Source organism: Rahnella inusitata (assembly GCF_965118895.1).
Classification (GTDB): domain Bacteria; phylum Pseudomonadota; class Gammaproteobacteria; order Enterobacterales; family Enterobacteriaceae; genus Rahnella; species Rahnella inusitata_A.
Window position 1 is genome coordinate 13,434 of sequence record NZ_CBCPJJ010000023.1, and the last position, 21,029, is coordinate 34,462.

Sequence of the window (21,029 nt, forward strand, 5' to 3'; positions counted from 1 at the left end):
TTTAGCATTGATTTTCTGGCTGGCGGAAGGAAATTAAGAATGCTGGAAAGGCTGACGAAGAAAAATAGACAATAAAAAAGGCCATGCGTTTGCATGGCCTTTCGGAAACTGGATTTGAATCAGCAATAGCCGTAAGTCATCAGACGCTGATAACGACGGTTACGTAATTCTTCAGTGCTCAGCACATCCAGATCGCTCAGATCAGCTTCCAGTTGCGCGCGCAATGAAGCCGCCATTGCTTCAACGTTACGGTGAGCGCCACCCAGAGGCTCAGGGATCACCGAGTCGATCAGCTTCAGTTCTTTCAAACGTGGCGCAATGATGCCCATAGCTTCTGCTGCCAGAGGTGCTTTATCCGCACTCTTCCACAGAATTGACGCACAGCCTTCCGGCGAGATAACCGAGTAGGTGCTGTACTGCAGCATGTTAACTTTATCACCCACGCCGATAGCCAGTGCGCCGCCAGAACCACCTTCACCAATGACGGTGCAGATAACTGGCACGTTTAAACGTGACATTTCACGCAGGTTACGGGCGATCGCTTCAGACTGACCACGTTCTTCTGCACCGACGCCAGGATAAGCACCCGGAGTGTCGATGAAGGTAATGATTGGCAGTTTGAAACGTTCGGCCATTTCCATCAGGCGTAACGCTTTACGATACCCTTCTGGCGCAGGCATTCCGAAGTTGCGACGGACTTTCTCTTTTGTTTCACGGCCTTTCTGATGACCAATGATCATCACGGCACGCTCCCCCAAACGAGCAATCCCGCCAACGATAGCTTTATCGTCAGCGAATGCACGATCACCAGCCAGCTCATCAAAATCAGTGAAGATATGTTTGATGTAATCCAGGGTGTAAGGGCGACGTGGATGGCGCGCCAGTTGAGCAACCTGCCAGGCGCCCAGATCAGAGAAAATCTTACGAGTCAGTTCAACGCTTTTCTCGCGCAAGCGTGCAACTTCCTCGTCCAGATTAATATCCAATTTTTCGTCTTGACGGCTGACTGCAGTCAGCGAGTCAATTTTCGCTTCGAGTTCCGCAATCGGCTGTTCAAAATCAAGAAAATTCAGACTCATAGCATTCCTATTTTAGTCAAATTCCAGTTCCACCTGCTCACTACCGACCAGGCCTCGCAAATCCAGCAATAGTTTGTCCGTTGGCGTAACACGCCATGACGCCCCGAATCGAAGCCGGGCTCTAGCGTTTTCTCGTTGGTAATACAGATGTACTGGTATCGTCCCCGATCGGTGAGGTTCCAACGATTGGCGGAGACGGTTCAAAAGCTGGTCATCAATTTGCCTGTCAGTCAGCGAGATAGCAAGACCGCGAGCATATTTTTCCCGTGCTTCACTGATGTCCATAATATCGCGGGCCATCATTTTAAGCCCGCCGCTGAAGTCATCAAAGCTGACCTGTCCTGTGGCGATAAGGATACGGTCTTTTTCCAACAAATGCTGGAATTTTTCCAACGCTTCGGTGAACAACATCACTTCCAGACGACCTGAGCGGTCATCTAACGTACAGATCCCAATGCGGTTACCGCGTTTGGTGACCATAACCCGTGCAGCGAGAACCAGCCCCACTGCAACTGTCATTTTTCCCCGATCGGTCGGGTGCATGTCTTTCAAACGCTGACCGCCGCCATAACGCTCGATTTCTTTCAGATATTGCGTGATCGGATGGCCGGTAAGATATAGCCCTAACGTTTCGCGCTCACCGTCCAGCACCGTCTGTTCCGGCCAGCGCATGACGTTGGCGTAGGATTTCTCCACCTGCTCCGGCGCTTCGGCCAGAACACCAAACATATCCACCTGACCGATAGCTTCGGCTTTGGCGTGCTGGTCGGCGGCTTTCAGGGCATCCGGCAATGAACTCATCAATGCCGCGCGATGGGGACCTAAACGGTCGAACGCCCCGGACATGATCAGTTTTTCCAGGATGCGCTTGTTGAGTTTTTTTACGTCCGCGCGGGCGCAAAGGTCAAACAGCTCTTTGAAGTAGCCACCTTCATTACGCGCTTCAATGATCGCTTCGATCGGGCCTTCACCCACGCCTTTGATCGCACCGATACCGTAAACGATTTCACCTTCGTCATTCACGTGGAAATGATACTGCCCACTGTTAATGTCCGGCGGGAGGATTTTCAGCCCCATACGCCAACATTCATCTACCAGCCCGACAACTTTCTCGGTGTTATCCATATCCGCGGTCATTACTGCCGCCATAAATTCAGCAGGGTAATGCGCTTTCAGCCACAGTGTCTGGTAAGACACCAGCGCATAAGCGGCGGAGTGGGATTTGTTAAAGCCATAACCGGCGAATTTTTCCACCAGGTCGAAAATTTTGATCGCCAGCTCGCCGTCGATGCCGCGCGCTTTCGCACCGTCTTCAAAGCCACCGCGCTGTTTCGCCATCTCCACCGGGTTTTTCTTACCCATGGCACGACGCAGCATGTCCGCGCCGCCCAACGAATAGCCCGCCAGAACCTGAGCAATCTGCATAACCTGTTCCTGATACAGGATAATGCCGTAGGTCGGCTCCAGTACCGGTTTCAGGGATTCGTGCTGCCACTGGATATCCGGATAGGAGAGCTCTTCGCGACCGTGTTTACGGTCGATAAAGTTATCTACCATGCCTGACTGCAACGGCCCCGGACGGAACAGCGCCACAAGGGCTATCATATCTTCGAAGCTGTCGGGCTTCAGGCGTTTGATCAAATCTTTCATGCCGCGGGATTCAAGCTGGAAGACTGCAGTGGTCTCCGAGCGTTGCAGCATGTCGAAACTTTTCTTGTCATCGAGCGGAATGGCTGCGATATCCAGCGGCGGCTCGCCCGCTTTCGCACGGCGGGCGTTAATCATCCCCAGCGCCCAGTCGATGATGGTCAGCGTACGCAGGCCAAGGAAGTCGAATTTGACCAGCCCCGCATATTCCACGTCGTTTTTATCGAACTGTGTGACCGGGTGATTACCCTCGGCATCACAATAAAGTGGCGCGAAATCGGTAATTTTGGTCGGTGCGATCACCACACCTCCGGCGTGTTTACCGGCGTTACGCGTGACACCTTCCAGCTGACGCGCCATGTCGATCAGCGACTTAACTTCTTCATCCGCTTCGTAAATTTCCGGCAATTGCGGTTCAGCAGCAAAGGCTTTTTCCAGCGTCATGCCCGGATCGGGCGGCACCAGCTTGGAAATACGATCGACAAACCCGTACGGGTGTCCCAGTACGCGGCCCACGTCGCGGATAACCGCTTTGGCGGCCATCGTACCGAAGGTAATGATCTGCGAAACCGCTTCACGACCATACATTTCTGCCACGTGATCGATAACCTGATCGCGTTTTTCCATACAGAAGTCAACGTCGAAGTCAGGCATGGAGACACGTTCGGGGTTAAGAAAACGTTCGAACAGCAGGTCGAATTCGAGCGGATCCAGATCGGTAATTTTTAGGGCATAGGCCACCAGAGAACCCGCACCGGAACCACGTCCCGGTCCGACCGGCACGTCGTTATCCTTTGACCACTGGATAAACTCCATCACGATCAGGAAGTAGCCTGGGAAGCCCATTTGGTTGATCACTTTGAGTTCGATATCCAGACGCTCGTCATACTCAGGGCGTCGCTGGGCGCGAACTTCAGGATCGGGGAATAAAAACTCGAGGCGCTCTTCGAGGCCGATTTTCGATTTATCGACCAGGAAATCTTCTGTAGTCATGTCACCGGTCGGGAACTGCGGCAGGAAATACTCGCCCAGCCGGATGGTGACGTTGCAGCGTTTAGCAATCTCTACGCTGTTTTGCAGCGCTTCGGGAATGTCTTCAAACAGCTCGCACATTTCATCTTCACTGCGCATATATTGCTGAGCAGTGTAATTACGCGGGCGTTTGGGATCGTCAAGAGTAAACCCGTCGTGGATCGCCACGCGGATCTCATGGGCGTCAAAGTCTGTCGGCAGCATGAACCGCACATCGTTGGTCGCCACAACCGGCAGGCCGCGCTCGGCGGCCAGCGCCACGGCGGCGTGCAGATAGTTTTCTTCTTCGGCGCGGCCAGTGCGGATCAGTTCAAGATAATAGCGATCCGGGAAATATTGTTGATAAAAGTCCAGGCACAGCTCGACCTGCAAATCGTTACCGCGCATCAGAAACTTGCCGACATCGCCCATTTTAGCGCCGGAAATCAGGATCAACCCTTCATTCAGTTCGGCCAGCCATTCACGATCAACAATCGGGCCCGCTGCACCATAACCGCGCTGATAAGCCCGGGAGATCAGTAGCGTCAGGTTCTGATATCCCTGATTATTCATCGCCAGCACCGTCAGCTGCGCCAGCTCGTCACCAAGGATCTCGCTTTGGATATTTAAATCAGCACCGATAATCGGCTTAACGCCAGCGCCGTGTGCAGCACCGTAAAATTTGACCAGACCGCACAGATTGGTGAAGTCAGTGATCCCCAGAGCGGGCATGCCGAGTGACGCTGCGCATTTCACCAGCGGACCCACTTTCGCGAGTCCATCCACCATGGAATAGTCGCTATGTACACGCAGATGAATAAAACGAGGTTCGGCCATATCCAGAGTCCAGAAATGAGTGAATTAAGGGTTTGTATCTCCCGCTATGGCAGGAAAGGAACAAGGCGACGCGTTACGCCAGCCCGAGTGCGCGTTTCACTGGTGCGAAACTGCGGCGATGATGCGCTGTCGCGCCAAGTCTGGCGAGGCTCTCAAGATGCACCGGCGTCGGATAGCCTTTATGTTTCGCAAAACCATATTCAGGGAACTGCAGATCCAGTTCAACCATTTCGCGATCGCGGGTGACTTTCGCCAAAATGGACGCCGCACTGATTTCGGCAACTTTACTGTCCCCTTTCACCACGGCCTGAGAAGCCATCGGAAGTTTTGGGCAACGATTGCCATCGATCAGCACCATATCTGGCGTAACGCCAAGTCCGGCGACAGCTCTTTGCATTGCCAGCATGGTGGCGTGCAAAATATTCAGTTCATCAATTTCATGCGGTTCCGCGCGGCCAAGACTCCACGCAAGCGCCTTTTCTTTAATTTCGATATACAACGCTTCGCGGCGTTTCTCGCTGAGCTTTTTAGAGTCCGCCAGACCTTTAATCGGATTGGCTGGATCCAGGATCACTGCTGCGGTCACTACAGCGCCCACCAGCGGGCCACGACCCACTTCATCCACACCGGCAATGCACACGGCCTGTGGATAGATAAAAACGTCACTCATCGGCTTGCCAGCTCCATTACGGCCTGAGCGGCCTGCTCGTCAGCATCACGGCGGATGCTTTCGTGCAATTCCAGAAAAGTATTACGCAGTTCCTGGCTCTTCTCACCGCCGGCCAGCAAAGGTAGCAGCGCAGCGGAAAGTTTATCCGGCACGCATTCAGTTTGTAGCAGCTCAGTGACAATTTCACGTCGGGCAAGCAGGTTGGGCAATGAAACGTAGGGCGTTTTCACCAGACGCTCTGCGAGCCAGAAGGTAAACGGCTTCATGCGGTAACCTACCACCATCGGGCATTTCGCCAGCATACACTCGAGCGCTGCCGTACCGGACGCCAGTAGCGCGGCATCGCTGGCGATCATCGCTTCGCGCCCTTTGCCATCGAGCAAGTGCGCAGGAAGGTCTGGTGCAATTTCAGCTTTGATGCGTTCGAACTGCTCACGACGTTTGGCATTCACCAACGGCACAACGATGTGCAAATCAGGATACGTCTGCCTCAGTTGCAGCGCCGTTCTTAGGAAATCAGCACTGAGCATTTCTACTTCCGCATGACGACTTCCCGGCAGTAGAGCCAGACAATGCACGTCATCAGGAATGCCCAAAGACACGCGGGCAGCCTGTTTGTCCGGATGCAGCGGCATCGCATCAGCCATCGTGTGGCCGATGAAACGGCAAGGTACGTTGAATTTATCGTAGAACGCTTTTTCAAAAGGCAGAAACGCCAGGACCAGATCGGTGGCTTTACCAATTTTGAAAACGCGTTTTTGTCGCCATGCCCAGACGGACGGACTGACGTAGTGGATGGTGCGGATACCGCGCTGCTTCAGACGACCTTCGAGCGTGATGTTAAAATCAGGGGCGTCGATGCCCACAAACACATCAGGCTTAAGTTCGCTGAAACGTTGGGTCAAATCTTTGCGGATTTTCAACAAGCGTGGCAGACGCTCTAATACTTCCACCACGCCCATTACCGCCAGCTCTTCCATTTCGTACCAGGTTTCACACCCTTCCGCCTGCATCAGCGGCCCCGCGACGCCCACAAAGCGTGCGTCCGGATGGTGCTTCTTCAGGGCTCGAATCAGCCCGGCGCCAAGAATGTCACCGGACGTTTCACCGGCCACCAGGCCAATTGTCAGAACAGGCTTTTGCATTATTTTCCGTAGCGCAGATCAGCGAATAATACCGCGGGTTGAGCGGCTGAAGAAATCACTGAAAGGTTTAGCTTTCGGGAATTCAGCGGCGATCGCAGCAATTTCCGGCTGTGCTTCTTCCAGCGTTTTGCCACTGCGATACAGTAACTTATAAGCATTACGGATAGCGTGCAGGTCTGCTTTCTCAAAACCACGACGTTTAAGTCCTTCGATGTTAATACCGAAAGGTGTCGCGTGGTTACCCTGCGCAATCACAAACGGGGGCACGTCCTGAGCAACGCCAGAACACCCGCCAACCATGACGTGTGCACCGATGATGCAGAACTGATGCACTGCGGTCATACCGCCAATGATCGCGAAATCGTCAATCTCAACGTGGCCGCCAAGGGTCGCGTTGTTCGCCAGAATGCAGCGATTACCAATGACGCAATCGTGGGCGATATGCGCGTTAACCATTAACAGGTTATCGCTGCCCACTTTTGTCAGACTACCGCCCTGAACGGTCCCACGATGAATGGTCACGCTCTCACGAATATTGTTGCGATCGCCGACCTCAACGCGTGTTGGTTCACCGGCATACTTCAGATCCTGGTTAATTTCACCAATGGATACGAACTGGAAGATGCGGTTATCGCGACCAATTTTGGTCACGCCATTAAGAACTACGTGTGATTTAAGCTCAGTACCTTCGCCGATTTCCACTTGGGAACCGACATAGCAGAAAGGACCGATATGAACACCAGCACCGATAACGGCGCCTTCTTCAACAATAGCGCTTGGATGTATAAAGGCGGTTTTGTCTATCATGTATTAAGACTCCCGGCGACGGGCGCACATCATTGATGCCTCGCAAGCAATCTCACCATCTACTTTTGCGACACCTTTAAAACGAGCAACACCACGACGCTCTTTAATGAATTCAACTTCCAGAATCATCTGGTCACCCGGCAACACCGGACGTTTGAAGCGTGCATCATCAATTGCTGCAAAATAATACAGCTCGCCCGGTTCCAGTTTTCCAACGCTTTTAAACGCCAAAATACCGGTGGCCTGTGCCATGGCTTCCAGAATCAGAACACCTGGAAAAATCGGCTTGCCTGGGAAATGCCCCTGGAAAAACGGTTCGTTAAAGGAAACGTTTTTCACTGCGCGCAAAAATTTCCCTTTCTCAAAATCCAACACGCGGTCAACCAGCAAAAACGGGTAGCGGTGTGGCAGTAAATCCAGTATCTCTTCAATACGCAGAGTATGAGTGTCAGTAGTCAAAATACTCTTCCTGTCTATAAAAACTGATGGCATCAAAAACACGGCCTGCCAGACCCCAAAAAAAGGTCATCAGGCAGGCCGCAAATAGGAACGAATGCCGCAGGTTCACCCGTAAAGGGAACACATTGCAGCACCGTAAGTGGTAATTAGTCTTTTTCGATTTTACGCTCGACAGCTTTCAAGCGCTTATTCATCTCGTCAATATTCATTACCAATGCAGCCGTCTTACGCCAAACTTTATTCGGTTGTAACGGAATACCGGAGGAGTATACCCCAGGTTCGGTGATTGGTCGCATTACCATTCCCATTCCTGTCACCACGGCCTGGTCACAAATCTCCATGTGACCATTGATAACACTGGCTCCGCCTATCTGGCAGTAACGTCCGATTTTCAGACTACCGGCCATAATTACGCCGCCAGCAACGGCCGTATTGTCTCCAATCACGACGTTGTGTGCAATCTGACATTGATTATCAATGATGACGCCGTTGCTGATAATAGTGTCATCCAGCGCACCGCGGTCAATGGTGGTACAAGCACCAATCTCAACGCGATCACCAATAATCACGGTGCCCAGCTGTGGGATTTTAATCCAGTTACCACGTTCGTTTGCGTAACCAAAACCGTCAGCACCGATCACCGTACCTGACTGAATCAGGCACTGCTCGCCAATCTCAACGCGATGATAAATAGAAACATTGGCCCAGATACGGGTACCTGCTCCTATTTTAGCTTCTTTACCGATAAAACAACCTGCGCCAACGATAACGTTATCGCCCAACACAACGCCTGATTCGATAACTGCATTAGCGCCAACCGAGACATTCTTACCTAAAGAAGCACTTTCAGAAATCACCGCACTCGCAGCAATATCTTGTGCCGGTGCCGGCGTGGTATCCAGCAGTTGCGCCATACGCGCATAGGTCAGGTAAGGGTTTTTAACCACTAGTGCCGCTGTAGGGCAAAATGGCAGATCCGCTTCCGTCAACACTACGGCGCCTGCACTGCAGGAGGCCAACTGTTCACGGTAACGGCTGTTTGATAAAAACGTGATTTGCTCAGAGTGTGCGGAATGCATTGAAGCAACGCCGGTGATGGCAATTTCGCCATCACCGTGCAATTGTGCATCCAACTGCTGTGCGAGATCAGCCAGTCGAATTGAAGACATGTTTATTTAACCTGTTTCAGCACATCAGCAGTAATATCTTTGTCATTGCTTGCATACGCGATTGCATTTGCATCAATAACAACATCATAACCTTCTTTGCTTGCAACAGATTTCACAGCGTCCTGAATACGGCTCAGGATTTTGTTACGTTCTTCGCCCTGACGACGACGGTTGTCTTGCTCAAACTGCTGCGCTTTAGCGGAGAACGCTTCACGCTGAGCCATCACGTCTTTTTCAAGTTTAGAACGATCGCTGGCTTTCATGGTTGAGCCATCGCGTTGCAGACGTTGCATTTTTGTTTGCAGATCACGTTCCTGAGATTGCAAATCACTTGCACGGCTTTTGAACTCATTTTCGAGTTGTTTGGCCACAGCTTCACGCGCTGGCATCTGTTGGAAAATGCTAGCGACGTTAACGATAGCAATTTTGTCAGCAGCCTGAACGCTAGCTGAAGAAGCCATAACTAAACCGAGGCCTGCGGCATATAACCACTTTTTCACTATAAACTCCTTCCATCACCCGTTTGTGCCATCTGGCACAGTAAATTACACAAAACGCCTGACTTTAAAACGATACACGGGCCGAAACCCGTGTATCCAGTTCCGCAATCAGGCGATTGCGATTCTGCTGAATAACTCTTGTTCAGGCAGGCCGTTACCAGGTTTTACCAATGTTAAACTGGAACTGCTCTGCTTTATCGCCTTCGTATTTCTTAACTGGTTGTGCGTATGAGAAGACCAATGGCCCCAGCGGAGACATCCACTGCAACGCAAGACCTGAAGAAACACGAATGTTGCCTGGTTTACTGTAATCAGGCACACCGGCAGCCATAGTCTGCGGGGTGTTTTCCCAACCTGTATCCCAGACAGTACCGCTATCCACGAACAGGGAAGTACGCAATGAGTTAGCGTATTTTTCGCTAACGAACGGAGTTGGAACAATCAGTTCTGCACTCAGTACTGCCATTGCATTACCGCCCACCGCATCATCCGAATTATCGATCGGACAACCGCTGTACGAGGTATTAGCCGTAGTACATTTGTAATACGCTGCTTTTGGACCAATGGTGTTCGACTGGAAACCACGAACACTGCTTGAACCACCGGCATAGAAGTTATCGTAGAACGGTACTTCTTTACCGCCCAGACCATCCGCATAACCTGCACGCGCGCGGCCCATCAGTACCCAATCACGATCCTGATTCAGCGGCATATAGCTGGTTGAATCGAAAGTGATTTTGTAATATTCGTTATCAGAACCCGGAACGGTGACTTTACCGTTCAGGCTGGCTTTGGTCCCTGACGTAGGGAAGTAGCCACGGTCGAGGTTGTTATACCCCCAACCAAGGTTCACGAAGAAGTCATCAGCACTGAAATCTGCATCAGCGTTGTCGCTGGTGGTGACCGCAGGTTTAAGGCCCACTGAATTCAGATAACGGAACATGGCGATCTGAGGTTCCATATTGGACAGATCGTTATGTACGTAATCCAGACCCAGACGCAATGAGTTGTTCTCATTGATTGGGAAACCAAGGTTGCCGCCAATACCATAACTTCTGTTGGTATAGTCAGACAGATCCGCATTATCCGCTTTAAAATCATTATAGAAGATACGGCCGCCCAGACTTACACCGTCAACGGTGAAATACGGGTCAGTGATCGTGAATTCTGCATACGTCTGATAGTCGTTTTTAGTACCGCTGATGCCGACAGAGTTACCTGTACCCAACCAGTTGTCCTGCTGGACGCCGACCTGGAAGCTGACACCACTTTCTGTACCGTAGCCCACACCGAAGTTGAATGTCCCGGTGTTACGCTCTTTAACTTTATAGACCACATCAACCTGATCCGGTGTACCCGGAACGCGTTGCGTATCCACATCTACCGTTTCGAAGTAGCCAAGACGGTTCAGACGCTCTTTACCTTTATCGACCAGATCGTTACCTAACCAGGCACCTTCCATCTGACGCATTTCACGGCGCAGAACGCTGTCTTTACTGGTGTCATTACCTTCAAAGCGGATGTGACGTACATAGAAACGGTTACCCGCATCTACGTTGATATGCAGTTTGACGGTCTTGTCTGTATCATTAATTTCTGGCTGCGTGTTCACACGTGGATAGGCGTAGCCATAACGACCCAGCATCTGCTTGATGTCGTTTTCCATCTTGGTGACTTTAGCGCCGTTGTACAGCTCGCCTTTATCAATCTTAGTCAAGCTTTGCACTTCTGCTGAGTGACCGGCCATGCTGCCAGTGACTTCAACGCCAGAAAGTTTATATTGCTCACCTTCTGTGATGTTCAGCGTGATGTAGATGCCTTTTTTGTCCGGCGTCAGGCTGACCTGCGTCGAATCAATGTTGAAACGGGCGTAACCGCGATCCAGATAGAAGCTACGCAGGGTTTCAAGGTCACCCGCCAGTTTCTGTTTCTGATATTTGCGATCGCCAACCACGTTCCACCATGGCACTTCATCACGAAGCTGGAAATGTGAAATCAGTTCATCAGTACTGAAGGCGTGGTTACCTACGATGTTGATCTGCTGAATTTTGGCAGAAACACCCTCGGTAAAGACTAATTTCAGGTCGACACGGTTACGTGGCAAAGGGGTAACAACCGCTTTTACCGACGCACTGTATTTTCCGACGCTGTAATAGAAGTCTTCCAGACCTTTCTCGATACTGCCGATTGTTGTACGGTCAAGCGCTTCGCCAACACGGACGCCAGAGGCCTCCAGGTTTTGTTTAAGCATGTCATCTTTCACCGATTTGTTACCGGAGAAAGTGATGCTGGCAATCGTTGGACGTTCCTTAACCTGAACAATCAGAGAATCGCCATCGCGCAGGACGCGAACGTCCTCAAAGTTGCCAGTGGCAAACAATGCACGAATGGTATTACTGATGTCATCGTCAGTCACCGTATCACCGACGCGAACCGGCATATTGAGTAACGCCGCACCGACGGCAACTCGCTGCAGGCCTTCGAAATGAATATCTTTCACTACGAAACCGTCTGCACCGTATACGGTGGCGCTGCCAAACAGCAGCGACGCTATGAGCAACTTTTTGATCGCCATCGTTGTTATGCGTTCTTCCTAACCTAATCTCCAGCCTTAAAGACGGGAGAAATCATTGAAAAGTGCAAGCCCCATTACCAGGAACAGCAATACCGCACCGACCTGATAACTGAAGTTTTGAACTCGCTCGGAAACTGGACCACCTTTTAGTTTTTCTATTGCCAGAAAAACCAAGTGTCCACCATCTAATATCGGTAATGGGAACAGGTTTACGATACCGAGATTGACGCTGATAAGCGCCAAAAACGTCAGGTACGACACTAAACCATATTCTGCTGACATTCCTGCGCCCTGTGCGATGGAAATTGGGCCACTCAGATTGTTCAGCTTCACATCACCGGTAAACAATTTGCCCAGCATGTTGACTGTAAGCTTCATCAGTTGCCAGGTTTTATCACCCGCCTCATATAAAGCGACAAACGGACCATACTGACGAACTGTCTTGTACTCTTCAGGCAACGGTATGACTTTGGGAACCACCCCGGCAAAACCTTGTACAATACCTTTACCCAACGTCCGACTTTCCGGTGTCAGGGTCAATGCCAGAGCCTCGCCATTACGCTCAATGTCTAACGCAATGGGCTTACCCGGATTATCGCGAACCTGTAACGTAAAATCACGCCAGCTCGCCAAAACCTGACCGTCAACTTTAACGATCCGATCGCCCGCTTGCAAACCTGCCTTTTGAGCGGCGGAGGCTGATTGCACCTCAGATAATACGGGTTCTGCCTGCGGACCACGCGGAATAATCCCCAACGCGACCACCGGATCTTGCGTTTCAGGATCAAACGACCATTCACGCAAATCGACAACTTTTTCAATTATCGTTGATGAGCCTAACTCGGCTACCCCGAGCGTCATTTGGCTATTGCCAATTTCACCCATCAACGACATTCGAATTGAATCCCAATCAGGCGTTTCGATACCGCCAATAGACTTAAGTTCCATCCCTGGCAAAACTTTGGCTTGCGCGGCAATGGATTGAGGCATGATTTCGGCCACTACAGGCCGTACTGTTGGTACACCAACAATAAAAATGATCCAGTAAGCAAAAACCGCAAAGATAAAATTGGCTATCGGACCCGCGCTGATAATTGCGGCACGCTGCCAGACAGTCTTACTGTTGAAAGTAAGATTTTTTAGCTCAGGCGGTACGGTTTCTAAACGCTCATCGAGCATTTTGACGTAACCGCCGAGGGGGATGATAGCAAGGACATATTCAGTGCCGCGGCTGTCGGTTCGACGCCATAGCGCACGACCGAAACCTACGGAAAACCGCTCAACGCGTACGCCACAGCGACGAGCAACCCAGAAATGGCCGAACTCGTGCACGGTGATAAGCACCCCCAATGCAACGATAAAGGCGGCCAGGCTCCAGAGTATGTTCATCATATGTCCAACTATTCCTTAGAAAACTTCACCGTCAGCGACGGATTAATACACTAACAGCATCAGGCAGGCAAATACAGGAACCGCAGCAGTCAGGCTGTCGATACGGTCCAATATTCCACCATGCCCTGGGATCATATGACCACTGTCTTTGATCCCGGCTTCGCGTTTAAACATACTCTCGGTCAGGTCGCCTAAGACTGAAGCCAGCGCAGCAACCACGGAACAAATCAATAATACAGACGGCTGCACGGTAAGCGGTGCATAGCGGCCAAACAGCCAGGCAATCAACGCACATGTCAGTAACCCACCGATGAACCCTTCCCAGGTTTTTCCCGGCGAAACTTTAGGTGCCAGCTTGTGCTTGCCGAGTAGCTTACCAAACAGGTATGCACCGGAATCCGCACCCCAGACGAGTAGCATCACATATAACAGCCACCATGCGCCAGTATGAGGATTCTCAACGTAACCATATTGACGCAGCGCGACCATGCCCCAGAAGAACGGCACTATCGTCAGTACGCCAAAAAGCACCCGCAGCACGCGCGAGTGCCGCCAGAATGCCGCTGAAACCGGATATCCCACGACCAACACCAGCGCCACACACCACCAGGCGAGTGCAACCCATAGGGATCCACTTACCAGCGGCAACTGCGCGTTGTGATGATAGGCTGGAATGCTTAGCATCATGGCTGCCAGCAGAAAACCACAGAGAATGGCGAGCCAGATCCTCTGATTACGGCTTCCGAGACCCGCTAGTTGCCCCCACTCCCACGCCGCCAACATGCACACGATTAACGTGACAATGGCAAAACCGACAGGCGGTAATAAAAAGAGTGCAGCAATAACAATCGGTATTAAAATCAGAGCTGTGATAATGCGATACTTCAGCAAATGTTCTCCCTAGGACGCATTGGCGCCGATAGGTGTAGTCCCCCCGAAGCGGCGCTCGCGTTGTGCAAAAGCATCCAGCGCATCTTCAAAGGTATTTTCATCAAAATCAGGCCAGAGGACATCCGTAAAGTAAAACTCCGCATAGGCAATTTGCCACAGCAGGAAGTTACTGATTCGATGTTCCCCACCGGTTCTGATCACCAAATCGACTGGTGCCAGTTCGCTCATACAGACGGCTGAATCCAGCATGTCTTCTGTTATTTGCTCTGCCCGCAGGGTACCGGCTTCAACCTGACCCGCCAGCGTCTTAACGCCCTGAATAATATCCCATCGCCCACCATAATTCGCAGCAATGTTCAGCGTAAGACCGTCGTTATTTTCTGTAAGTGTTTCTGAACGACGAATGCGTTCCTGCAGACGAGCACTAAAGCGACTGACATCGCCAATGATCCGCAACCTGACATTGTGTTTATGCAGGCTTTTGACTTCGCTGTCGAGTGCACGTACGAACAGTTCCATCAATGCGGCGACTTCCTGAGCCGGGCGATTCCAGTTTTCACTACTAAAGGCATAAAGCGTAAGCGCATCAAGTTGATGATTGGCCGCAAAACTCACGGCTTTGCGCACTGATTTTACGCCCGCTTTATGACCAAAGACCCTCATTTTACCCTGACGTTTTGCCCAACGTCCGTTGCCGTCCATAATAATGGCGACATGGCGCGGCTGAGCGCAGGACGTATCAGACATCTGTTGATTTTCGAGGGACATAACGCGTACTCATTTCCTTTTATCAGAACACGACGGCTTTTTTAGCTGGCGTTGCAGTTCAAACGCAGGCGCAATAACACGCGCAAAAAAGCCGTGTCTCCCTTGCGGGCACGGCTACTCTGACAGCTTACCGATTCCACATGTCAGATCCAGAGACTAAAAACCTGAATCTACTGTCAGCGTGGCGCAGACTATACCATTTCAATGTGATGCTAACAAACTGCTGCATAAGCAGTAAACTTAGCGTCAGGCCGCAAATGTGCGAAGTTTTTGTTGAGCGGATGCGCGCGATTGTTTGTCAATTTCCAGCACTGCTTCCACAGACTCCGGTTCAGCACTCACCAGCTCTTCCATTACCTGACGATTAATCGAAGCAATATCGGTGAAACGAATCTCACCATTGAGGAATGCCGCTACGGAAATTTCGTTCGCTGCATTCAGCGCCGTCGTCGCAGCCTGTCCGGTATTGCTGGCTTCGATAGCCAGTTGCAGGCAAGGATACCGCGCATAATCCGGCTCAGAGAAAGAGAGTTCGCCCATTTTACAGAAGTCTAATGCCAGCACGCCAGCAGCGACACGGCGCGGGTACGCCATCGCATGTGCAATAGGCGTACGCATGTCCGGCGACCCCAACTGCGCCAGTACGCTGCCGTCACGGTAACGAACCATCGAGTGGATCACCGACTGCGGATGGATAATCACTTCCATTTCGGCCGCGGACGCATTGAACAACCAGCGAGCTTCGATGTACTCCAGGCCTTTGTTCATCATCGTGGCGGAATCGACGGATATTTTACGCCCCATGGACCAGTTAGGATGCGCGCACGCCTGATCCGGTGTCACATCGTTAAAGTGGTTTAACGGTAACTCACGAAAAGGCCCGCCGGACCCGGTTAGGACGATGCGGGAAATCCCGTTTTCTTCAAGTGAAGCATAGCCCAGTTGCTGCTGCACGGACTCAGGCAAACTCTGGAAAATCGCGTTATGTTCACTGTCTATAGGCAGGAGTTGGGACTGATTTTCACGGACAGCATCCATGAAGATACGACCACAGGTAACCAGTGACTCTTTATTCGCCAGAAGGATCTGCTTACCTGCGCGCACGGCGGCGAGCGTCGGTAAAAGGCCGGCAGCACCTACAATGGCTGACATCACTTGATCGACATCATCCAGCGCAGCCAGTTCAATGGCTGCGTTTTCGCCGGAGAGCACTTCAGTTTTCACACCCTGTTCAGCCAGAATGGTTCGCAGAGCTCGGGCTGAAGTCTCATCAGCCATGCACGCATAGGCCGGACGAAACTCGATACATTGCTGCGCCATCACATCAACATTGTGTCCTGCAATCAGGGCTTTGACTGCGAAAGCGTCGGGATTGGACCGGACAACGGAAAGCGTACTGGTGCCGACAGACCCTGTCGAACCAAGAATAGTCATTTGTTTCATGAAAATGCCCGGGATAACGCCATCAATTCAGAATAGTGCACAGTCTGAAACCTCTTATCCGGCTTGTCCATGAGATTGTGGCAGCGGAGAAAAGATTTGAGACCCGTAAAAAAATAAAGCGCCGCATTTGCGACGCTTTATATGAGAACAAACGAGTCTGATTAGAACTCCATCAGCTCAGCTTCTTTCTCAGTCAAAGCTACATCGATTTTCTTGATAAAGATGTCTGTCAGCTTCTGGATATCGTCCTGAGAACGACGATCTTCATCTTCACTGATTTCTTTATCTTTCAACAGTGCTTTGGTTTTGTCGTTAGCGTCACGGCGGACATTACGCACAGAAATACGGCCCTGCTCTGCTTCGCCACGCACGACTTTGATCAGGTCTTTACGACGCTCTTCAGTCAATGCAGGCAATGGAACGCGGATAGTCGCGCCTGCTGAAGATGGGTTCAGCCCCAAGTCAGAGGTCATGATCGCTTTTTCAACGGCAGCGCTGATAGAGCGGTCAAATACAGAAATAGCCAGAGTACGGGAGTCTTCCACCGTCACCTGAGCCAGCTGACGCAGTGGCGTAGCAGAACCATAGTATTCCACCATGATGCCGTCGAGAATGCCGGGAGAAGCGCGGCCTGTACGGATTTTGCTGATATGGGTTTTAAATGCTTCAACGCATTTTTCCATACGAATTTCAGCGTCTTTTTTGATTTCGTTAATCACGTTGTGAACCCTTGAGAGCTGGTTACCTGGCAGACCATACCATCAGTATAGTCCGTGAATACTTATGCCAGCACTGGCTGGCTGAACGTAATGTTCAATGGCGAAGGATCACTCAGCGTTAGAAATCAGCGTCCCTTCGTTTTCACCCATCACCACGCGGCGCAGTGCACCGGGTTTGTTCATGTTGAAAACACGAATCGGAAGATTGTGATCGCGGGCTAACGTAAACGCCGCCAGGTCCATCACTTTCAATTCCTGTTCCAGCACTTCCTGATAGGTCAATGTTTCGTACAGCGTTGCTTCCGGATTTTTGACCGGGTCAGCGGAATATACACCGTCGACTTTGGTGGCTTTTAATACCACATCGGCTTCAATTTCGATACCACGCAGACAGGCTGCAGAATCGGTAGTAAAGAAAGGATTACCGGTACCGGCGGAGAAAATGACCACGCGGTTATGACGCAGCAGGCTGATGGCTTCAGCCCAGCTGTAATTATCACAAACACCGTTCAAAGGAATTGCAGACATCAGACGCGCGTTAACATAGGCACGGTGTAATGCATCACGCATTGCCAGGCCGTTCATGACAGTCGCCAGCATACCCATATGGTCGCCTACAACACGATTCATGCCCGCCTGCGCCAGACCCGCGCCGCGGAATAAGTTACCGCCGCCGATCACAACGCCTACCTGAATGCCGAGTTCGACCAGCTCTTTAACTTCCTGAGCCATACGATCTAATACACTCGCGTCGATACCAAAACCTTCACTGCCCTGCAGGGCTTCGCCACTGAGTTTGAGCAGGATACGCTGATAAACGGGTTTCGCATTGGTAGCCATGGTGTCTGTCCTAGAAGCAATGTGTCTTAATGAGAATTCAATCTTTACATCATAGCGTTGTTGCCGGGTGTTGCTACAGCACATCGCACAATGTCATTGGAATTTGGGGCTGGATAAAACGGAACCGCCAACGTGCAGCGGTTCCATTTTATAGTGCATCAGTTACTGATTAAGACTGTTTGGACATCGCTGCAACTTCTGCAGCAAAGTCAGTCTCAACTTTAACGATGCCTTCACCCACTTCGAAGCGGATGAAGTTGATAACGTCGGCGTTATGCTCTTTCAGAATCTGACCAACAGTTTTGCTTGGGTCGATAACGAAAGGCTGGCCAGTCAGAGAAACTTCGCCGGTGAATTTCTTCATGCGGCCTTCAACCATTTTCTCTGCGATTTCTTTTGGCTTGCCAGATTGCATCGCGATGTCCAGCTGAACCTGGTACTCTTTTTCTACCACTTCAGCAGACACATCTTCTGGTTTAACGAACTCAGGCTTGCTTGCAGCAACGTGCATAGCAATCTGCTTAACCAGCTCTTCGTCAGCGCCTTTAGCAGCGATCAGAACACCAATGCGTGCACCGTGCAGGTAGCTACCCAACACTTCGCCTTCCAGGGAAGAAACGCGACGGATGTTGATGTTCTCACCGATTTTAGCAACCAGTTGCACACGTTCTTCTTCGAACTGTGTTTTCAGAACTTCAACGTCGGTGATTTTGCCTGCAACAGCAGCATCCAGTACTTTGTCAGCAAATGCCTGGAAACCGGCATCTTTAGCAACGAAGTCAGTCTGGCAGTTAACTTCCAGAATCACGCCGTAGTTGCCTTCAATCTTGGTTTTGATCACGCCGTCAGCAGCTACGTTGCCTGCTTTTTTCGCCGCTTTGATCGCGCCAGATTTACGCATGTTTTCAATGGACAGCTCGATGTCGCCGTTAGCTTCAACCAGAGCTTTCTTACAATCCATCATGCCAGCGCCAGTACGTTCGCGCAGTTCTTTTACCAGGGCAGCGGTAATATCAGCCATTGTATTTTCCTCGATTATCTCAGTGCAAAAAGGCTTTTTGCGGTGAGATATTTCTCGCATTTAAGATAAGCAAAGGGGGCCAATAAAGGCCCCCTAACCAACATATTTCAATACCTGGTTAATAAGGGCTCTGCTGAGCTTGCCTTATTATTCAGCTTCTACGAAGCTTTCTTCTGCCTGTACAGCCAGATCTTGCGAACGGCCTTCACGGACAGTGGCAGCAACAGCGCTCAGGTACAGATTTACTGCACGGATTGCGTCATCGTTACCAGGGATAACAAAGTCAACGCCATCCGGATCGGAGTTGGTATCAACAATGGAGAATACCGGGATACCCAGGTTGTTAGCTTCTTTGATTGCGATGTGTTCGTGATCAGCGTCGACAACGAACAGTGCGTCAGGAAGACCACCCATATCCTTGATACCACCCAGGCTGTTTTCCAGCTTAGCCAGTTCGCGAGTACGCATCAGCGCCTCTTTCTTGGTCAGCTTCTCGAAAGTGCCGTCCTGAGACTGAATTTCCAGGTCTTTCAAACGTTTGATGGACTGACGAACGGTTTTCCAGTTAGTCAGCATGCCGCCCAACCAGCGATGGTTCACGAAGAACTGGTCGCAGTTGTGTGCAGCGTCTTTTACCGCTTCGCTTGCTGCGCGTTTAGTACCAACGAACAGGATCTTGCCTTTACGGGCAGAGATCTTCTGCAACTCAGCCAGGGCTTCGTTGAACATTGGAACAGTTTTCTCAAGGTTGATGATGTGAACCTTGTTACGAGCGCCGAAGATGAATGGCTTCATTTTCGGGTTCCAGTAACGGGTTTGGTGACCGAAGTGAACACCGGCCTTGAGCATGTCGCGCATGGAAACAGTTGCCATGATAAAACCTCTATTAAGTAGTTGGGGTTATGCCTCCACGTATCCCATACAACCGACCCTGCAGAATAAATTCCCAAGGCACCCCGGCGTATGTGTCGATACGTGTGTGTTATTACTTACGTTAATAAGTACACATATGAGTGAATTCGGCTTTAATCCCCCGGAGTCTGGGACCCAGAGCGGATTGCCGGCGCGTTTTATACCACAAATAACGGCCAGGCAGCAACTTTTGTTCGCCGAATTGCGCCCCGGGAAATGATAGTTTGGCAGCTAATATCAGGGCTGATACCATAAGCCACAGCTAATTATTGATGACAACGGTGTAGAAATACAGCACACCGGATGTACAAACCTGCAGGAAGACTCATGGCCATTTCAATCAAAACCCCTGAAGATATCGAAAAAATGCGCGTCGCTGGCCGTCTGGCTGCGGAAGTGCTGGAAATCATTGAGCCTCACGTCAAACCTGGCGTCAGCACCGGTGAATTGGATCGCATTTGTTCTGATCACATCGTGAATAACCAAAAAGCCATTTCTGCCTGCCTGGACTATCACGGCTTCCCGAAATCCGTCTGTATCTCCATTAACGAAGTGGTGTGTCACGGTATTCCAAGTGACGACAAAATTCTTAAAGACGGCGATATCGTCAACATCGACGTGACGGTTATAAAAGACGGTTTCCACGGCGACACCTCCAAGATGTTCATCGCGGGTAAACCGACGATTCTGGGTGAGCGTCTGTGCCGCGTGACGCAGGAAAGCCTGTATCTGGCACTGCGTCTTATCAAACCGGGTATCCGTCTGCGTACCCTGGGGAAAGAGATCCAGAAGTTCGTGGAAGCGGAGAAATTTTCCGTCGTACGCGAATACTGCGGTCACGGCATTGGGGAAGGTTTCCACGAAGAACCTCAGGTTCTGCATTACGATGCAGACGACGGCGGCGTAGTTTTACAGGCCGGTATGGCTTTCACCGTTGAACCTATGGTCAACGCGGGTGATTTTCGCATCCGTACCATGAAAGATGGCTGGACAGTAAAAACTAAAGATCGCAGCTTGTCGGCTCAGTACGAGCATACTATTGTGGTGACTGATAACGGTTGTGAAATTATGACGCTGCGTAAGGATGACACCATCCCGGCAATTCTGACGCACGACTAACAGTTGCCGCTCTGCGAAGCGCGGA

At 50.9% G+C, this 21,029-nt stretch carries 18 protein-coding genes; 1 reads left to right on the forward strand and 17 read right to left on the reverse strand.

Annotation, left to right across the window (positions count from 1 at the left end; all coding sequences use genetic code 11):
- Positions 1 to 119: 119 nt before the first annotated feature.
- The 17 genes from accA to rpsB all read right to left on the reverse strand — a co-directional run bounded on the left by accA (position 120) and on the right by rpsB (position 19,846).
- Positions 120 to 1,079, reverse strand: a complete 960-nt coding sequence (gene accA, locus ACMHLI_RS19095; protein ID WP_413530845.1) for an acetyl-CoA carboxylase carboxyl transferase subunit alpha — start codon at positions 1,077 to 1,079, stop codon at positions 120 to 122.
- Positions 1,080 to 1,091: 12 nt separating this feature from the next.
- The gene (gene dnaE / locus ACMHLI_RS19100; RefSeq protein WP_413530846.1) at positions 1,092 to 4,574 is read right to left on the reverse strand and encodes a DNA polymerase III subunit alpha; all 3,483 of its coding nucleotides are present in this window, start codon (positions 4,572 to 4,574) and stop codon (positions 1,092 to 1,094) included.
- A 73-nt stretch (positions 4,575 to 4,647) separates the two neighbouring features.
- A complete protein-coding gene (gene rnhB, locus ACMHLI_RS19105) occupies positions 4,648 to 5,244 on the reverse strand; it encodes a ribonuclease HII (protein WP_413530847.1) in 597 nt (198 codons plus the stop codon).
- Entirely contained in the window at positions 5,241 to 6,389 is a 1,149-nt protein-coding gene (gene lpxB, locus ACMHLI_RS19110; protein WP_413530848.1) for a lipid-A-disaccharide synthase, read from the reverse strand. The genes rnhB and lpxB overlap by 4 nt, the downstream gene beginning before the upstream one ends.
- An 18-nt stretch (positions 6,390 to 6,407) precedes the next feature.
- Positions 6,408 to 7,196, reverse strand: coding sequence for an acyl-ACP--UDP-N-acetylglucosamine O-acyltransferase (lpxA, locus tag ACMHLI_RS19115; RefSeq protein ID WP_056781724.1), 789 nt, complete (start codon positions 7,194 to 7,196; stop codon positions 6,408 to 6,410).
- A 3-nt stretch (positions 7,197 to 7,199) separates the two neighbouring features.
- Positions 7,200 to 7,688, reverse strand: a complete 489-nt coding sequence (gene fabZ, locus ACMHLI_RS19120) for a 3-hydroxyacyl-ACP dehydratase FabZ (protein WP_183850297.1) — start codon at positions 7,686 to 7,688, stop codon at positions 7,200 to 7,202.
- 113 nt (positions 7,689 to 7,801) lie between these two features.
- Positions 7,802 to 8,824 (reverse strand): UDP-3-O-(3-hydroxymyristoyl)glucosamine N-acyltransferase, encoded by a 1,023-nt coding sequence (gene lpxD / locus ACMHLI_RS19125; protein ID WP_413530849.1) that lies wholly within the window; start codon positions 8,822 to 8,824, stop codon positions 7,802 to 7,804.
- A 2-nt stretch (positions 8,825 to 8,826) separates the two neighbouring features.
- On the reverse strand, positions 8,827 to 9,324 hold the full coding sequence (gene skp / locus ACMHLI_RS19130; RefSeq protein ID WP_413530850.1) for a molecular chaperone Skp: 498 nt from the start codon (positions 9,322 to 9,324) through the stop codon (positions 8,827 to 8,829).
- A gap of 154 nt (positions 9,325 to 9,478) precedes the next feature.
- Complete coding sequence (gene bamA, locus ACMHLI_RS19135) at positions 9,479 to 11,899, reverse strand: outer membrane protein assembly factor BamA (RefSeq protein ID WP_413530851.1); 2,421 nt, start codon at positions 11,897 to 11,899, stop codon at positions 9,479 to 9,481.
- 36 nt (positions 11,900 to 11,935) lie between these two features.
- On the reverse strand, positions 11,936 to 13,291 hold the full coding sequence (rseP, locus tag ACMHLI_RS19140; protein WP_413530852.1) for a sigma E protease regulator RseP: 1,356 nt from the start codon (positions 13,289 to 13,291) through the stop codon (positions 11,936 to 11,938).
- A 42-nt stretch (positions 13,292 to 13,333) separates the two neighbouring features.
- On the reverse strand, positions 13,334 to 14,182 hold the full coding sequence (gene cdsA, locus ACMHLI_RS19145) for a phosphatidate cytidylyltransferase (protein WP_413530853.1): 849 nt from the start codon (positions 14,180 to 14,182) through the stop codon (positions 13,334 to 13,336).
- Between the two features lie 9 nt (positions 14,183 to 14,191).
- A complete protein-coding gene (ispU, locus tag ACMHLI_RS19150) occupies positions 14,192 to 14,950 on the reverse strand; it encodes a (2E,6E)-farnesyl-diphosphate-specific ditrans,polycis-undecaprenyl-diphosphate synthase (protein WP_112168868.1) in 759 nt (252 codons plus the stop codon).
- Positions 14,951 to 15,196: 246 nt separating this feature from the next.
- On the reverse strand, positions 15,197 to 16,393 hold the full coding sequence (gene ispC / locus ACMHLI_RS19155) for a 1-deoxy-D-xylulose-5-phosphate reductoisomerase (RefSeq protein ID WP_413530854.1): 1,197 nt from the start codon (positions 16,391 to 16,393) through the stop codon (positions 15,197 to 15,199).
- A gap of 161 nt (positions 16,394 to 16,554) precedes the next feature.
- On the reverse strand, positions 16,555 to 17,112 hold the full coding sequence (gene frr / locus ACMHLI_RS19160) for a ribosome recycling factor (protein ID WP_413530855.1): 558 nt from the start codon (positions 17,110 to 17,112) through the stop codon (positions 16,555 to 16,557).
- 108 nt (positions 17,113 to 17,220) lie between these two features.
- Complete coding sequence (pyrH, locus tag ACMHLI_RS19165; protein WP_056781743.1) at positions 17,221 to 17,952, reverse strand: UMP kinase; 732 nt, start codon at positions 17,950 to 17,952, stop codon at positions 17,221 to 17,223.
- 169 nt (positions 17,953 to 18,121) lie between these two features.
- On the reverse strand, positions 18,122 to 18,973 hold the full coding sequence (tsf, locus tag ACMHLI_RS19170; RefSeq protein ID WP_112168865.1) for a translation elongation factor Ts: 852 nt from the start codon (positions 18,971 to 18,973) through the stop codon (positions 18,122 to 18,124).
- Positions 18,974 to 19,120: 147 nt separating this feature from the next.
- On the reverse strand, positions 19,121 to 19,846 hold the full coding sequence (gene rpsB, locus ACMHLI_RS19175) for a 30S ribosomal protein S2 (RefSeq protein WP_056781750.1): 726 nt from the start codon (positions 19,844 to 19,846) through the stop codon (positions 19,121 to 19,123).
- Between the two features lie 366 nt (positions 19,847 to 20,212).
- On the opposite strand from rpsB, the gene map reads away from it, so the two are divergent.
- The gene (gene map / locus ACMHLI_RS19180; protein ID WP_112168864.1) at positions 20,213 to 21,004 is read left to right on the forward strand and encodes a type I methionyl aminopeptidase; all 792 of its coding nucleotides are present in this window, start codon (positions 20,213 to 20,215) and stop codon (positions 21,002 to 21,004) included.
- Positions 21,005 to 21,029 lie beyond the last annotated feature (25 nt).

What these genes read in the sequence shown, in the direction of transcription:
- accA (WP_413530845.1), bottom strand. Translation starts at nt 1,079, where the DNA reads ATGAGTCTGAATTTTCTTGATTTTGAACAGCCGATTGCGGAACTCGAA.
- dnaE (WP_413530846.1), bottom strand. Translation starts at nt 4,574, where the DNA reads ATGGCCGAACCTCGTTTTATTCATCTGCGTGTACATAGCGACTATTCC.
- rnhB (WP_413530847.1), bottom strand. Translation starts at nt 5,244, where the DNA reads ATGAGTGACGTTTTTATCTATCCACAGGCCGTGTGCATTGCCGGTGTG.
- lpxB (WP_413530848.1), bottom strand. Translation starts at nt 6,389, where the DNA reads ATGCAAAAGCCTGTTCTGACAATTGGCCTGGTGGCCGGTGAAACGTCC.
- lpxA (WP_056781724.1), bottom strand. Translation starts at nt 7,196, where the DNA reads ATGATAGACAAAACCGCCTTTATACATCCAAGCGCTATTGTTGAAGAA.
- fabZ (WP_183850297.1), bottom strand. Translation starts at nt 7,688, where the DNA reads ATGCCATCAGTTTTTATAGACAGGAAGAGTATTTTGACTACTGACACT.
- lpxD (WP_413530849.1), bottom strand. Translation starts at nt 8,824, where the DNA reads ATGTCTTCAATTCGACTGGCTGATCTCGCACAGCAGTTGGATGCACAA.
- bamA (WP_413530851.1), bottom strand. Translation starts at nt 11,899, where the DNA reads ATGGCGATCAAAAAGTTGCTCATAGCGTCGCTGCTGTTTGGCAGCGCC.
- rseP (WP_413530852.1), bottom strand. Translation starts at nt 13,291, where the DNA reads ATGATGAACATACTCTGGAGCCTGGCCGCCTTTATCGTTGCATTGGGG.
- ispU (WP_112168868.1), bottom strand. Translation starts at nt 14,950, where the DNA reads ATGTCCCTCGAAAATCAACAGATGTCTGATACGTCCTGCGCTCAGCCG.
- ispC (WP_413530854.1), bottom strand. Translation starts at nt 16,393, where the DNA reads ATGAAACAAATGACTATTCTTGGTTCGACAGGGTCTGTCGGCACCAGT.
- pyrH (WP_056781743.1), bottom strand. Translation starts at nt 17,952, where the DNA reads ATGGCTACCAATGCGAAACCCGTTTATCAGCGTATCCTGCTCAAACTC.
- tsf (WP_112168865.1), bottom strand. Translation starts at nt 18,973, where the DNA reads ATGGCTGATATTACCGCTGCCCTGGTAAAAGAACTGCGCGAACGTACT.
- rpsB (WP_056781750.1), bottom strand. Translation starts at nt 19,846, where the DNA reads ATGGCAACTGTTTCCATGCGCGACATGCTCAAGGCCGGTGTTCACTTC.
- map (WP_112168864.1), top strand. Translation starts at nt 20,213, where the DNA reads ATGGCCATTTCAATCAAAACCCCTGAAGATATCGAAAAAATGCGCGTC.